The organism is Ralstonia psammae (genome assembly GCF_958405935.1).
Taxonomy (GTDB): domain Bacteria; phylum Pseudomonadota; class Gammaproteobacteria; order Burkholderiales; family Burkholderiaceae; genus Ralstonia; species Ralstonia psammae.
Map to the genome: position 1 here is coordinate 201,938 of NZ_CATZBU010000003.1, position 15,102 is coordinate 217,039.

Genomic DNA, 15,102 nt, shown 5'->3' on the forward strand with positions numbered 1-15,102 from the left:
ACGCAAGGTGTTGCAACAAACGGGCCGCGGGGCTTGGACCGCAGGGTTAGCGCTGTGCAACGCGGCTGCCGCTTTGGGCGCCGGATTGCGTCGTCCGCACGGGGCGGTAGCCGTCGGTGAGCGTCTTGAGGAAGGCAACGATGTCGCGCACATCGGCCTCGGACAGCACGGGCTTGTCGCCGGCTTTGCCGCCAAACGGCGGCTCCATGTTGACGTTGGCGCGGTACTGGGCCGGCAGGTCATCGAACTTGTCGATCGTACCGTCAGCCTTGCGCGGATACCACTTCTGCGGCTGCGTATCGCGCTGGGCGTAGAAGCGCACCGCGTCTTCCAGCGAATGGATGGCGCCGTTGTGGAAGAAGGTCTTGCGCAGCGCCACGTTGCGCAACGATGGCGTGCGGAAGCGGCCGCAATAGTCGGCGTGGTCTTTCAGATCGGTCCGGTCGGGGCCGCACAGGCCCAGGTCGAAGAACTTCGGATCGGCATTGGCTGCCAGCGTGCGGTTGCGCGGAACGCCCACGGCAATGTGGCCGAAGTCGGTGAAGGCCGGGAACGCCCCGTCCTGCTTGATGGCACTCACGTGGCACGAGGCGCAGTTGCCCTTGGCGGGATCGGAAAACGCCCGCAAGCCGCGCATCTCCTGCGGCGACAGCTTCACCTGCTTGCGCAAGAACGCGTCGTACTTGCTGTTGTACGGATAGAACTCGGATGGCGTTTCCTGGAAGACCTCCAGCGCCATCAGTGCAGCGCGGAAGGCGGTGTCTTCGTTGTCGAGGATGTCGTTGCCAAATACCTGGCGCAACGTCTGCGCATGGCGGCCATTGCGCAGCTTGGCGACCACGCTGGCCTGTGTGCCGTTGGCCATCTCGTGCCCCGACAGCAGCGGAATGCGCGCCTGGTCATGCGTGGACGACACGCGGCCGTCCCAGGTGTAGCCGCCGGTCGGGCCCTGGTCTTCAGAGTCGTTGCCGTCGCTCTCGAAGAAGTGCTCGGAGAACGGCGGCACGTTCTGCAGATAGCGCAGCGACGGCGCGGCGCGCACGCCCGTCTTGTTCATGCCCGTGCCGCCAAGCTGCACCGACAGATCGTTCGGCGGGCCATAGGCGTGCGTGGGGCTGTGGCAGCTTGCGCAGGCCAGCTTGCCCGAGGCGGACATGGCCGGATCGAAGAACAGCGCCTTGCCCAATGCCGTCATGGCCGGCACCGAGGGGCGTCGGGTCGCCATCATCGTGTAGAAGGCTTTTTCGTAAGCGGGCGCCGCTGGCGGCTTGGCGGCCGGTGCCGATGCCGATGCCGCCGATACCGGCGCCGTTGCTGCATGCGCCATCGCTGGCCCGCCGCGTCCGTACCCGCTCAACCCCGCGGCCAGCCCGACGAGCGCAAGCGCAGAAACAGCGATCACGCGAAGCGTTGCAGCAGGCAGAAAGCGGGGCATTTGCGAGAGGCGAAATGTTGGGAGCCTTGCAACTTAGCATGGCTCCCATGACACTTTGATGTCGTCAAACGTGCGTCATGTCAGCGCTTGGAGAGACTTCATGGTGGCAAATGTTTTCAAACGTTCGCTTGTACCCCTGCTCATCCTGATGACGGTCATCACGCTCAACTGGGGCGAAATCGGCTCCACGCCAGCGTTTTCATCATCAACTTGTCACACACGAAGCACAGACTCCGGCTCGCTTTCGTCCCCCACACAACAATCCAGGGAAATCATGAGCCGAGCGTTTCGTCTTCTGCCGCTGACCGCGTTGGTCGCGGCCAGCATGTCTGCCTGTGGCGGCAGTGATTCAGGCAGCAATGCCTCCGCGTCCACCTCGGGCGTCGTGACGGGCAGCTACTTCGAGAATGCCAAGGTCTGTATCGACGCCAACAACAATGGCAAGTGCGATGCCGGTGAAACCAGCACGCGCACCGACAAGAACGGCGCCTACACCCTGTCGGGCTCCGGCGCCATCACCGTTGAAATCGGCACGGACGCGTTCCGCAACGACCCGGACAAGGGCACGCATACGGCCATCACGCAGCCGCTGGTGTTCCGCGCCCCGGCCGGCGCCAACGCGGTCGTCAGCGCCATCTCGACCGAACTGGCAGTCCTGATGGACAGCAATGGCGGCGATATCAACGCTGCCAAGACGGCACTCGCCGCACGCCTGGGCGTGACGATCGACAAGCTGCTGGAAGACCACAACAAGGAAGCCGACGCGACCACCAAGGCCGCGCTGCAGGCTGAAATCGACCAGGCCATCGCCCTGATCGCCGACGCCGTTGCCAACGGCGGCGACATCGGCAAGAGCCTGCGCGACAGCGTGGGCAAGCGCATGGCGCTGGCCAACAACGTCAAGACGATCGTGGTGATCTACGCGGAAAACCGCGGCTTCGACAACCTGTACGGCCTGTTCCCGGGCGCCAACGGCATCCCGGGCGTGAACCCGACGTCCACCGGCACCGCCGTGGCGCAGAAGGACTTTGACGGCTCGGTGCTGCCGACGCTGCCGCCGACCTGGGGTGGTGTCACCGCCGCCGGCCAGAGCGTGCAGATCACGCAAGCGGCCACGGCCAACATGCCCAACCAGATGTTCCAGATCGACAGCCCGTCGGGCTTCGGCAGCACGGGCACGGTGGTCGGGCAGAACGTCATCACGCGTGACCTCTGGCACCGCTTCTATCAGAACCAGATGCAGATCAACGGCGGCAAGAACGACAAGTTCGCCGCCTTCGCCGACGCCGGCGGCCTGACCATGGGCTACTACGACGGCAGCAAGATGGCCATGTGGAACATCGCCAAGCAGTACACGCTGGCCGACAACTTCTTCATGGGCGCCTTCGGCGGCTCGTTCCTGAACCACCAATACCTCGTGTGCGCCTGCGCGCCGGTCTATCCGAACGCCGCGAACTCGCCGGCAAAGGGCAGCATCGCGAACGTCAAGACGGACGCGAATGGCAACCCGGCGCTGATCCCCGCTGCAAGCTCGGTGATGGCCGGTGCGCCGACGTCGTACGCGGGCGCCGCGGACGATGGCAACGCCACCAAGGACGGCAACCTGACCCCGCTCGACAGCAACGGCAATTCATACGCCGTCAACACGATGCAGCCGCCGTACCAACCATCAGGCAACGCCGTGGCCAGCGGCAACGCAGCCTACGCCGACCCGACCAAGGCCACGACCCTGCCGAAGCAGTCGACCACCAACATCGGCGATCTGCTGACCGCCCGTGGCGTGGACTGGGCCTGGTACGCCGGCGCCTGGAACTCGGCCATCGCCGACGCCCCGAACACCACGCGCAGCGTGATCTACAGCGGCTCGATCCAGTTCCAGCCGCACCACCAGCCGTTCAACTACTTCAGCCGCTTCGACCCGGCCACGACCACCGGCGCTGCTGAGCGCGCGGCCCACTTGCGCGACTACGACGCCGCCTTCCTGCAAGACGCAGCCGCAGGCAAGCTGCCCCCGGTCACGTTCTACAAGCCGCAAGGCAACCTGAACCAGCACCCGGGCTATGCCAACGTGGCCGACGGTGACGCCCACATCGCCAACGTGATCGCCCAGCTGCAGAAGAGCCCGCAGTGGAAGAACATGGTGATCGTCGTGACGTATGACGAAAACGGCGGCTTCTATGATCACGCCACGGTGCCGAAGGCCGACCGCTGGGGCCCGGGCACGCGCATCCCGGCGATCATCGTCTCGCCGTTCGCCAAGAAGGGCTTCGTTGACCACACGCAGTACGATACGGCTTCGGTCCTGCGCCTGATCACGCACCGCTTCGCGCTGCCGACGCTGCCCGGTATCAAGCAGCGTGACGACAGCCTGGTGGCCAACGGCAACAAGCCGATGGGTGACCTGACCAACGCGCTGGACTTCTCGCAAGCGCAATAACGCAGCAGCGCAGTCCCCTCAAAAAAGGCGGCCCGGAGCAATCCTGGCCGCCTTTTTCTTTACACGCTATTTGCCCTTCTTCTTGCTGGCGGGCTTCTCGCCCTCCAGCATCTCAAGCCGCATCCCCACCTTGATCGTCACCTGCCAGTGGGCGATCTTGCCGTCGACCAGGTGGCCGCGCGTTTCCAGCACTTCAAACCAATCCAGATGCTTGAGCGTCTCGCCCGCTCGCGCGATGGCGTTGCGGATGGCTGCATCGCTGGAGTCGGGTGAAGAACCGACCAGCTCGATCATCTTGTAGGTATGGGAACCCATATCGCCTCCTTGTTGGCATGGTTGGAACGTCGGCAGGGTGCCTGCATGGCGCGCGATGTGCAGGCAGGTGGCATGCGATGCGCGCCACGGCACTTACCAGAATGGCACCTGTCCCTCCGCCCTGATAGCCCGGATTTGCACGGGGCTGAAAAATCCTGGCGGTTAATTGCGCTTACAAAGCTGACAAATCTCGTCAACGGACCGACGCGTGACGTCAAACCCGCGCACATGCCGAGCGTCTGACCGCTGTGGATGTGTCACTTTTCGGGCGGACGCACGATATGGCCGCGTCAAACGGGGCTGGTACGGAACCTGCGTTGGAGTGCCTACCCGTTTCCCCCGAAGAGGAGGCGCCATGCGCCACCCCGAACAACAAGCATCCGCCCCATATTCGCCGCTGTCGGCCGTACCACCCACGCCGCAGGCCACGCGGGAAACCGCGCGACTGGTTGCCGAGACCATCCCCTTCCACATCGAGCGCGGCGGGCAGAGCATCGAAGCCACCTACTCGACCCGCAACGGCATCGTGACGGTCAAATACCGGGGCAAGACGCTGTCCACGTATTCGCCGCAGGGGGACAAGGCCGACTACAAGGCGGTCGCCCGCCAACTGCTCAGCGTCATGCTGACCATCTGACCGGCGCCATCCCGCCCATCAATGCCGGGCCTTGGCCGTGCTCTGCGCACGGCGGCCAAACTCGGCACGCAGCGCATCCTTGGCACGTTCCAGAATCCGGCGCCGTCCGGCGCTGAGGTTGTGCCCCGCTCGATTGATATAGAACGTCAGCATGGACATGGCCGACTGGAATGCCGTCCCCTTGCGCCGCCGGCTGTGCTCGGCCGATGCCTTGAGCGATGCCGCAATCCGCGCGGGGCTGCGCGACTTGAAGATGTCGGGTTCGATGTCCAGCGCATCGCTTGTTTCCATCACATGGTGGGACCAGCGGTGGCTGTTGGCGTTGGACCGGGATTTGGCCGGTGCCGGCGTCGACTTGGCAGGGTGCGTGGCCATGTTGAAATCTCCTGTAATGATGTGCCGGCAGTTCCGCAAGCGGCGTACCCGCGCGCGCGGCTACAAAGCGTGGACTTCCGTTACGATGACGGACGCTTCACGTCTTTTTTCCGCCCCCTTCATTCATCGCCGGGTTCCGGCGCACATCCAACGTGTCTGGCGACGCCGGTCTTTCCCCCGCTTCCTCTGCTGCATCCACGCAAACGCTGTCGCATGCGCCGTTTGCCTACCCCGCCTTCCGGCTGTTCTGGTTCGCCAGGCTGTCCACCACCTTCGCGTATCAGATGTTCGGGGTGGCCGTCGGCTGGCAGATCTACGACCTGACGCGCAGCGCCTATGTGCTTGGGCTGGTCGGGCTGGCGCAGTTCCTGCCGTCGGTGGTGCTGGTGCTGGCCTCAGGCCATATTGCGGACCGCTACGACCGGCGATACGTTGTGCGCGCCTGTCAGGCCATCGAGGCACTGGTGGCTATCGCGCTGGCCGTCCTGGCGGCCAATGGTCACGCCGGCGTACAGCCGATCTTCCTGTGCGTCGTGATCATTGGCGCGATGCGCGCGTTCGAGACGCCGACGCTGCAAGCGCTGTTGCCGTCGCTGGTGCCCACGCAGGCTTTGCCGCGAGCGGTGGCACTGTCCAGCTCGGCCGGGCAGACCGGCGTCATCCTGGGGCCGGCGCTGGGCGGCTTTCTGTACGTGGCCGGCGCGCCAGTGGTGTATGCCACGGCAGCAGGGCTCTTTTTGCTTGCGCACGTATTGCTGGCGCGGGTGCGGATGGCGCGCGCGGTGCCCGCCAGCACACCGGTGAGCCTCGAATCGCTGTTCGCGGGCATCGCGTTCATCAAGGGGCGGCCGGTGGTGCTGGGCGCCATCTCGCTCGACCTGTTTGCCGTGCTGCTGGGCGGCGCGACGGCGCTGCTGCCGATCTACGCGCGCGATATCCTCGGCACGGGCGCATGGGGGCTGGGGCTGCTGCGCTCTGCGCCGGCGGTGGGGGCGCTGGGCATGGCGCTCTTCCTGGCGCACCGTCCGCTGGATCGGCATGTTGGCCGGGTGATGTTTGCCGCCGTGGCGGTGTTTGGGCTGGCGACGCTGGTGTTCGGGGTGTCGCGCTGGCTGCCGCTGTCGATGCTGGCGCTGGTGCTGCTGGGCGCGTCCGACATGATCAGTGTGGTGATCCGCACGTCGCTGGTGCAGCTCGATACGCCCGATGCCATGCGTGGGCGCGTCAGTGCGGTCAATTCGGTGTTCGTGGGCGCGTCCAACCAGTTGGGCGAATTCGAATCGGGCATGTTGGCCGGGTTGCTGGGGCCCGTGGCTTCGGTGGTGATTGGCGGCCTCGGCACGCTGTTGGTGGTGGCAGCCTGGATGCGGCTGTTCCCTGCCCTCACGCACCGCGACCGCATGCGCGATCCGCACCCCGAGCATGCCGGGCACCCCTCTTCAGGGGGATAAACCCGCGGGCCCGCGCCGCTGCTGGCCTGAGCAAGAATCGGGCGCTGTCTTGCAAGCGTGTCAGCGAAACCCCGATGGCATCGGTGGCAGCCAATTCGTATCCTGAGTCACCTTTGGCTGCTTTGATCTACGCCCGGTATTGCGCCCGACTGTGACGTCCATCCCGCCCCCTTCGTCTCGCCCCTCGGACGCGCGCGCTGCCGGCCCTGCCCGGCTGCCGGACCCTGGCCCCTTCAGCACCAGCGGGTTCAACGATGCGCCGGCCATTCGCCCATCGGCATGGCTGGTGGCGATGGGTGCGGCCGCCGTCGGCACCATTGGGCGGGTGCTGCTCGAATCGGCGATGGGCATCCATCTGCCGTTCTATCTGGCGTTTCCGGTGGTGACGATTGCCGCCTGGTATGGCGGCTTCTGGCCGGGCATGCTGGCTATCGTGTGCTACGCGGGGCTGTTCATCGCGCTGGCCGCGCTGCAAAGCTGGCCTGCCGCTGTGCCGCTCACGCCAATCCAGATGACGGTATTTGGGGTGGGCGCTTTGCTCATCTGCGGCTTATGCGAGCAGTTGCGCCGCGCCCGGGCCGGGGCCGAACGGCGCGCGCGGGCCGAAACCCAGCAACGCCTGTCGCAGCAGCGCCTGCTGGCCGCCCTGCAGGCTTCGCCCATTTCTCTCTACGACGTCGACAACACGATGCACTTCACGTGGGTGCACAATCCCGTGTTCGGCCTGCAGCCTGAAGAGCTGTTGGGGCGGACGGTGCGCGAGGTGTTTGGCCGCCGCGCCGCATCGCGCCTGACCGAAGCCGGCCAGCGCGTCATCGCGTCCGGCACGCCTGCGCGCGTGGAGTTCGCCTTTCGTCGGCGCCATACGCAGCGCGTGGTCTACGACGTGGTGGTCATGCCGCTGCGCGACGACACCGGCGAGATCATCGGCCTGACCAACGCCGTGATCGACATCAGCGAGCGTCGCCAGGCCGAGGCCCGCCGCACGCAGTTGCTCGAAGCCGAATCCCGCGCGCGCGAAGAAGCCGAGCGCGCCAGCCGCCTGAAAGACGACTTCCTGGCGACCGTCAGCCACGAACTGCGCACGCCGCTGAACGCGGTGCTGGGCTGGGCGCAATTGCTGAACATGCGCGCCTACGATGAAGCGATGTTCAAGCGCGGCATTGAAGCCATCGAGCGCAGCGCGCGCACGCAAGTCCACCTGATCGACGACTTGCTCGACATGTCGGCCATCCTCTCGGGCAAAGTGCCGCTGGAGATCGGCCCGGTGGACCTGGCCGACGTGCTGGAGCGCGCGCGCGAAACCATCGAGCCAATGGCGCGCCAGAAGAACATCACCGTCGATACCGAATTCCTGCCGGTGCCGATGCTGCAAGGCGATGCAGGGCGCCTGAAGCAGGTGTTCTGGAACCTGCTGGCCAACGCCGTCAAGTTCACGCCCGAGGGCGGACACATCCGGCTCTCGGTACATCCAGAGCCCGAAGGCGTGGTCGCCACCGTGCGCGACACCGGCATCGGGATCGAGCCGGCCTTCCTGCCGCATATCTTTGACCGCTTCCAGCAGGCCGACCTGTCCAGTACACGCCGCCACGGCGGGCTCGGCTTGGGGCTGGCGATTGCCAAACAGCTCGTGGAGCTGCATCACGGCCGCATCACCGCGGCCAGCAGCGGTGCGGACCGTGGTACCACCATGGCCGTATCGTTGCCGCTGCATGCCGCACAACCGGGCGAACAAGCCAACCGCACGCCGGGCCTGGTCGCAGGTACGGGCATGCCGACGCTGGATGGCATCCGCGTGCTGGCCGTGGATGACAACCCCGAATCGCTCGGCGTGATCGCGCTGATGCTGGAGCGCTACGGCGCCGAGGTTGTCACCGTATCCAGCGGCGCAGCCGCGCTCGATGCGCTGGAACAGGCCGTCGCCAACGCCTACCCGTTCGACGCGCTGGTCAGCGACCTCGCCATGCCGGGCATGGATGGCATGCAGCTCGTGCGGGCCGCACGCGCACGCGGCTTGACCGAGCTGCCCGCCATCGCCGTGACGGCATTTGCCGACCCTATCCGCCTGAAGGCGGCGAAGGAAGCCGGATACCAATCCGTCATCACCAAGCCCATCTTCCCGGGCGAACTGGGCCACGTGCTGGCGGCTAATGTGCACCGCAAAACGGGGCCTGAAACGCTGGCATGACCTACCGGCCAACCATCCAACCATGTCTCGACGGAATAGTTGACCGAATAAAAGTCATTGGCGCAGGTGATGGCGCATCCGCATACTCGTCAGCCTGTGCCGATCGGTGGGCATCTCTCCCCTAGCAGTTGCCAGCACCCGCTCACTCGATCGGCCAGCTTGCCCTTCCCAATCAGCCGCGCTCGCGGCTGTCTGCTGTATCCATAAGAACGCCTGAATCCTCCCTGCCCACCTGGGCTGCGCTGGCATTGCGGGCTCAGAGAGGAGACTGCATCGCCATGCCCATCCGCCCGCTTCCGATTTTGTTGTCTGCCGTTGCGCTCGGCATGTCCGCGCAGGCCGTTGCCAAAGACGCCCCCAGGGCCGCCACCCAGACCATCTCCGTGCCCGGCCTGTCCAAGCCCGCCGACATCCTGATCGACCGCTGGGGCGTGCCGCACATCTATGCCAAGAGCGAAGACGATGGCTTTTTCGCGCAGGGCTTCAACGCCGCGCGAGACCGTCTGTTCCAGATCGACCTGTGGCGCCGCCGGGGCCTCGGGCAACTTTCGGAAGTGTTCGGCCCCGTCTATGTCGAACAGGATCGCGCCACGCGGCTATTCGTCTATCGCGGTGACATGCAGGTCGAATGGAACCACTACAGCCCCGATGCGCAGCGCATTGCCACACGCTTCGTGGCTGGCATCAATGCGTATGTCGACTGGCTGGGCAAGCATCCGGAGCAGATGCCGTTCGAGTTCCGCAAGCTGAACTACACGCCCGCGCACTGGGCGCCGGAAGACGTGGTGCGTATCCGCAGCCACGGCCTGACGCGCAATCTGCAATCGGAAGTCGCACGCGCCAACGTGGCCTGCAAGGCCAACCTCGCCGACGACACCATCCGCTTCGGTCTGCAGCCTGCTTGGCAAACCCAGTTACCCGAAGGCCTGGACCCGTGCCTGCCGAAAGACCTGCTGAAGGTCTTCACGCTCGCCACGCAAGGCGTGCGCGTCACGCCCGAATCGCTCAAGGGCGTCGATGTCGACAGCACGCGCGTGGCCGCCGCCACCAACCTCGAAGAAGTCATGGAGGGCAGCAACAACTGGGTCATCGCACCGGGCAAATCCGCCACCGGCCGCGCCGTGATGGCCAACGACCCGCACCGCGCGTATTCCGCACCAAGCCTGCGCTACATCGCCCACATCAGCACGCCCACGCTCGACATCATCGGCGCCGGCGAGCCATCGCTGCCCGCCGTATCGATCGGTCACAACCGCCACGTCGCCTTTGGCCTGACCATCTTCAACATCGACCAGGAAGACCTCTACGTCTACGAGCTGAACCCGGCCAACAACAGCGAGTACCGCTACAACGGTGGCTGGGAGCCCTTCACCGTGCTGCACGAAACCGTGAAGGTGCGCGGCGGTGAGTCCCGCCCCGTCGATCTGACCTTCACGCGCCACGGCCCTGTCATCTACATCGATGCAGATAAGCACCGCGCGTATGCCGTGCGCTCGGCATGGCTGTCGCCGGGCATGTCGCCGTATTTCGGCTCGGTCGGTTATATGCGCGCACGCACCTTCGCACAGTTCAAGCAATCGATGATGAACTGGGGCGCACCCACCGAAAACCAGGTCTACGCGGACACAAAGGGCAACATCGGCTGGGTGCCGGGTGGCCTCGCCCCCATCCGCCCGAACTGGGACGGCCTGCTGCCCGTACCCGGCGACGGCCGCTACGAATGGGCCGGCTTCTGGCGCGGCGATCAACTGCCCAACACCTACAACCCGAAGTCGGGCTACTTCACCTCGTCCAACGAGATGAACCTGCCGCCGGATTACCCGTACCGCGATCGCAAGCTCGGCTTTGAGTGGACCAACGGTTCACGCCACGCGCGCATTGACGAAGTGCTGGCCAAGCTGGACAAGGTGTCGATCGAAGATTCGATGCGCTTGCAGAACGACATGGTCTCGATCCCGGCGCGCAGGCTGATGGCACTGCTGGCGCCCCTGTCGTCCAACGATGCCGACACGCAGGCCGCGCTCAATCTGTTCAAGGGCTGGAACGCGACCATGCTGTCGGATTCTCCGCAGGCCGCGCTGCATGAGGTCTGGTTCACGCACCACCTTGGCCGCGCGTTCAAGTATGCCGTGCTGCCCAAAGCCGGCGCGGATGCCGTCGGCACGCCCGACACAGCGGTCATGCTGGACACGCTGGAACACCCGCAAGGCAGCGAACGCAAGTTTGGCGAAGACCCGCAACAGGCCGCCGCCAAGCGCGATGCCGTGCTGCTCGCCAGCCTGAAAGACGCGTGGGCCGACATGGTGAAGCGCCAGGGTCCAAACCCGCAGGCTTGGAACTGGGGTCAACTGCACCACAACCTGAACGCCCATCCGTTCGCCGCCATCGTCGACGAAGCAACGCGCGCCAAGCTCAACGTTGGCCCGACACCCGAAGGCGGCAGCCCCTACACGCCAAACCAATCAACGTATCGCGCGAGCGATTTCCTGCAGACAAACGGCCCGTCGTTCCGCACCGTGGTGGACGTCGGCAACTGGGACAACTCCCGCGCCGTCAACCTCCCCGGCCAGTCGGGCGACCCAGACAGCCCGCACTACCGCGACCTCGCGCCGATGTGGCTCAAGGGCGAATACTTCCCGCTGCTGTATTCGCGCAAGGCGGTGGAGGCGGCAACCGAGTCGCGGGTGCATCTGGTGCCGGGCAAGTAGCACGCAGCAAGGCAACCGCCAAAACAAAAACGCCACCGCAGTACGATGCGGTGGCGTTTTTCTCTGGACACAAGCCTTGGGAGCTATCGATGAAACCAGCCCTTCTCCTGCCGCTAGCTGCTTTGCTGGTCGGTGCATGCTCCAACCAGCAGATGTACGACACCGCACAGAATTGGCAACGCAATCAATGCCTGCACGCGCAGGACAGCGAGGCGCGCAGCCAATGCGAAGCCCGCACCAAAACCTCTTACGACAAATACGGCGACGCGCGCGCCAACGCTACTGCGCGCTAACGCTCGCCTCAGACGACAACAGCGGGAGCCGCCGCCAACGCCGCTCGCACAGCCTCGGCACGCGGGATCGGCGCCACGGCGCTATACCCAGTGGTCGAAATCGCAGCAGCCACATTGGCATAACGCGCGGCCTCCACCGGGGAATCCCCCGCCACGATGCGCGCGACGAACGATCCGCCAAAGCAATCGCCCGCGCCAGTCGCATCAATGGCGTTGACGGTATGACGCGGCACCAGCGTACGTGACTCAGGCGTGGCCACGTAGCAGCCTTCCGCACCCATCTTGAGTGCCACCAGCTTCACGCCCCAACCAAGGAGCGTATCGACAATGCCGTCCCGATCATGGCAATCGAGCAGCACGGTCACGTCGTCCCAGCTCGGCAGGCACAGGTCGCAGGTTTGCATCGCCTCGCGCATAACGGCACGGGCACGCGCCAGCGGCCACAGGCGCAGGCGCAAGTTGGTATCGAACGAGACCAGCACGCCCGAAGCCTGCGCATGCGCCATCGCGGCCAGGCCCGCATCGCACGCCGTATCGCTGATGGCCAGGCTGATGCCCGACAGGTGGAACGCCTTGGCGGCAGCAATCGCCTGCAGCGGCAATTGCGCCGTCTGGAAGCGGCTGGCGGCAGAACCTGCGCGCAGGTAATCGAAATGGTGGCCACGCGCATCGTGCGAAACGAAGTACAGGCCCGTGGGCGCCTGCGTATCGGTGTGCACGTAGGTATGGTCCACGCTTTCGTCCTGCCACAGCGCGCGTAGCGCCTGACCGAAGCGGTCGGCGCCCACCGCGCTGATGTAGCCGGTACGCGCGCCCTGCCGTGCCGCGGCAATGCAGAAGTTGGACGTATCGCCGCCGAAACCAAAATTCCACGACGTGCTGCCGGAATCCGCCTGGTTGAACTCGATCAACGCTTCGCCATAGGCCAGGATGTCTGCCATGGGCACTCCCGCTCAAAAGTAGGTTTGTACGACGTCGACGACGTTGTACGCATCGTCAACCACCGAAATCTGGCGCCACTTGTCGAACGTCAGGCACGGGTGCGAGATATCGAAGGCGATCATGTCGCCGACTTTGATGTCGTCGCCGGGGGCGATCTTCAGGTAGGCATGCTGATCCATCATGCCGGTGACTTCCCAGTGTGCGGGCGTGGCCGAAGGCGTCGTGTCGCCCGGGCGGAAATGCAGCACCGGCAGCGGCAGACCGGCGTCGAATGCAGCGTCGCGCTTGCCCAGCGCAATGATGGCGCGCTCGGCCTCCGGCACGGATTGCACATAGGCCCACAATTGCAACGCAGGCAGCAGGCTCGAACGCATCTTGTGCGCGATCGGGTTGTTGGCGTCGATACGGGCCTGAGCCGCGCGATAGATGCCCACGTCGTGCGTCAGATAGCAGCCCGGACGCAGCACCACATCCAGCGGCTGGCCGATATTGGCCTTGGCGAACTCTTCCGCCACCACGTCGTACCAGGCCGAACCTGCGCCGGTCAGCACGGCCGGCGTGCGCTGCAAGCGGCCCGCCTTCGCCAGATCACCCACCACCTTCACGGCGCGCTGCAGGAAGGTGCGGATATCCGCCTCTTCCTTGATCACGCCTTCATAGACTTCCACGCCTGCGAGCTTGACGGCGCCATTCGCACGCGTGAGCGCATCGAGCACCGCTTGTAGTTGCGCGTCGTCGCGCACACCAGTGCGGCCGCCCTGCACGCCCAGTTCGATCAGCACCTGGATCGGACGGCCCACCTTGCCGAAGAAAGCGGCAAGTTGATCGACCTGATCCGCCGCGTCCACCAGACAGAAGAACTCGAACGTCGGATCGGCCAGCAACTCGGCCAGGATGGCCATGTTGCGTTTTCCGACCAACTGGTTGGCCATCAGCACGCGGCGTACGCCGTGGGCATACGCGATGCGCGTCTGGTGCGCCGTCGCCAGCGTGATACCCCATGCACCACCCGCCAATTGACGCTGGAACAGTTGCGGCGCCATCGTCGTCTTGCCATGCGGGGCCAGCTTGGCACCGTATTCGCTCACGAAGCGCTGCATCCAGGCCAGGTTGTGCTCCACGCGCGATTGCGAGAGCACCGCCGCGGGCAGGTTCAGGTCTTCGTTCAATACATTCCAGCGCTGGGCAGCAATCTGCTCCGGCGCGCATGCGGTTTCCAACGCACCCAAGCCCTTGTCGAGCGGGTTGACGACGGCGTTGGCGTCTCCTTGGTACTTTGTATCACTCATGGGATTCGGCTCGTGTTCCTTTGGGGGTAAACATCGGGTTGACACAATGATAGCGGCGAAATTATTCTCCGGGCCAGCCTGTTACAAAGTACCAAAGCACTCTCCAAGCCGCTATCCGGACGACTACCGGGGGCCAGAATGCGAGAACTTAAGCCCGACCCCATGCGTGAACCGATGGACATCGTGACCCGACTCTCCCAGCGTGCCGCTGAACTGCGCCCCGCCGAGCAGAAGGTTGCGCAAACGGTGCTGAGCGACATTGCAGAAGCCGCCGCCGGCAGCATCCAGACGCTGGCCGAGCGCGCGGGTGTGAGTGAGGCCAGCGTCACCCGCTTTGCCAAGGCGATGGGTTGCCGCGACGTGCGTGAACTCAAGCTCAAGCTAGCGCAGGCAGCGGCAGTCGGCCAGCGCTTTCTGGATGGCGGTGCAGACCGCCCGCCCTCCAGCGCAGACGGCATCCTGGCCGACATCAGCAACGTGCTGGAGGCCAACCGCGCGCTGGTGCAGCCCGAAGCGTTCCGCACTGCGGCAATCGCACTGGCGGCGGCGCGCATGATTGCCGTGTTCGGCATGGGCGGCGGCTCGACCACCATGGCCGACGAAATGCGCTACCGCCTCGCCCGCCTGGGACGGCCGGTCACCACCTATCATGATTCGATGCTGCAGCGGATGGTCGCGGCCACGCTCAGCCCGGACGATGTGGTGGTCGTGTTTTCCGTAACCGGCCACGTGCCGGAGGTGATCGACAGCGTGACCATCGCGCGCGAGTACGGCGCCAAGATCGTCGCCATCACGGCCATCGGCTCGCCGCTGGCGGCGCTGGCCGATGTCTTGCTGCCGATCCAGGCCATGGAAACCGATTTCATCTTCAAGCCGTCGTCATCGCGCTACGCCATGATGATGATGATCGACCTGCTGGCCACGGAGGTCGCTCTGCAGCAGGCCGATCGCAGCAAGGAGCTCTTACGGCGCATCAAGTACGTGCTCGATGCGCATCGCGGCGGCGGCAATCGCCAGCCGCTCGGAGATTGA

General features: G+C 65.2%; 12 protein-coding genes. 7 read left to right on the forward strand and 5 right to left on the reverse strand.

Features of this window, described 5'->3' with window-relative positions; all coding sequences use genetic code 11:
- Positions 1 to 46: 46 nt before the first annotated feature.
- Entirely contained in the window at positions 47 to 1,435 is a 1,389-nt protein-coding gene (locus tag R2N16_RS07675; RefSeq protein WP_316665038.1) for a cytochrome-c peroxidase, read from the reverse strand.
- 274 nt (positions 1,436 to 1,709) lie between these two features.
- Between R2N16_RS07675 and acpA the strand changes: the two genes are divergently transcribed.
- Complete coding sequence (gene acpA, locus R2N16_RS07680; protein ID WP_316665039.1) at positions 1,710 to 3,872, forward strand: acid phosphatase; 2,163 nt, start codon at positions 1,710 to 1,712, stop codon at positions 3,870 to 3,872.
- Between the two features lie 66 nt (positions 3,873 to 3,938).
- Here the strand turns inward: acpA and R2N16_RS07685 are convergent, their stop codons facing one another.
- On the reverse strand, positions 3,939 to 4,187 hold the full coding sequence (locus R2N16_RS07685; RefSeq protein ID WP_316665040.1) for a dodecin: 249 nt from the start codon (positions 4,185 to 4,187) through the stop codon (positions 3,939 to 3,941).
- A gap of 355 nt (positions 4,188 to 4,542) precedes the next feature.
- Between R2N16_RS07685 and R2N16_RS07690 the strand changes: the two genes are divergently transcribed.
- Positions 4,543 to 4,824, forward strand: a complete 282-nt coding sequence (locus R2N16_RS07690; protein ID WP_316665041.1) for a hypothetical protein — start codon at positions 4,543 to 4,545, stop codon at positions 4,822 to 4,824.
- A gap of 18 nt (positions 4,825 to 4,842) precedes the next feature.
- Here the strand turns inward: R2N16_RS07690 and R2N16_RS07695 are convergent, their stop codons facing one another.
- Positions 4,843 to 5,199: a DUF3175 domain-containing protein gene (locus tag R2N16_RS07695; RefSeq protein WP_316665042.1), complete on the reverse strand. Its 357-nt coding sequence runs from the start codon at positions 5,197 to 5,199 to the stop codon at positions 4,843 to 4,845.
- Positions 5,200 to 5,351: 152 nt separating this feature from the next.
- On the opposite strand from R2N16_RS07695, the gene R2N16_RS07700 reads away from it, so the two are divergent.
- The 4 genes from R2N16_RS07700 (at position 5,352) to R2N16_RS07715 (ending at position 11,839) form a co-directional block, all read left to right on the forward strand.
- Positions 5,352 to 6,650: an MFS transporter gene (locus R2N16_RS07700; RefSeq protein ID WP_316665043.1), complete on the forward strand. Its 1,299-nt coding sequence runs from the start codon at positions 5,352 to 5,354 to the stop codon at positions 6,648 to 6,650.
- A 292-nt stretch (positions 6,651 to 6,942) separates the two neighbouring features.
- Entirely contained in the window at positions 6,943 to 8,838 is a 1,896-nt protein-coding gene (locus tag R2N16_RS07705) for an ATP-binding protein (protein ID WP_428984108.1), read from the forward strand.
- 278 nt (positions 8,839 to 9,116) lie between these two features.
- Positions 9,117 to 11,546 (forward strand): penicillin acylase family protein, encoded by a 2,430-nt coding sequence (locus tag R2N16_RS07710; protein WP_316665045.1) that lies wholly within the window; start codon positions 9,117 to 9,119, stop codon positions 11,544 to 11,546.
- Positions 11,547 to 11,635: 89 nt separating this feature from the next.
- Complete coding sequence (locus R2N16_RS07715; protein ID WP_316665046.1) at positions 11,636 to 11,839, forward strand: hypothetical protein; 204 nt, start codon at positions 11,636 to 11,638, stop codon at positions 11,837 to 11,839.
- 8 nt (positions 11,840 to 11,847) lie between these two features.
- Here R2N16_RS07715 and R2N16_RS07720 read toward each other — a convergent pair whose 3' ends face one another.
- Both R2N16_RS07720 and R2N16_RS07725 read right to left on the reverse strand, forming a co-directional pair.
- On the reverse strand, positions 11,848 to 12,780 hold the full coding sequence (locus R2N16_RS07720) for a sugar kinase (RefSeq protein WP_316665047.1): 933 nt from the start codon (positions 12,778 to 12,780) through the stop codon (positions 11,848 to 11,850).
- 12 nt (positions 12,781 to 12,792) lie between these two features.
- Positions 12,793 to 14,070, reverse strand: coding sequence for an amino acid deaminase (locus R2N16_RS07725; RefSeq protein ID WP_316665048.1), 1,278 nt, complete (start codon positions 14,068 to 14,070; stop codon positions 12,793 to 12,795).
- Positions 14,071 to 14,232: 162 nt separating this feature from the next.
- Here R2N16_RS07725 and R2N16_RS07730 point away from each other — a divergent pair, with 162 nt between their 5' ends.
- Complete coding sequence (locus R2N16_RS07730) at positions 14,233 to 15,102, forward strand: MurR/RpiR family transcriptional regulator (RefSeq protein WP_316665403.1); 870 nt, start codon at positions 14,233 to 14,235, stop codon at positions 15,100 to 15,102.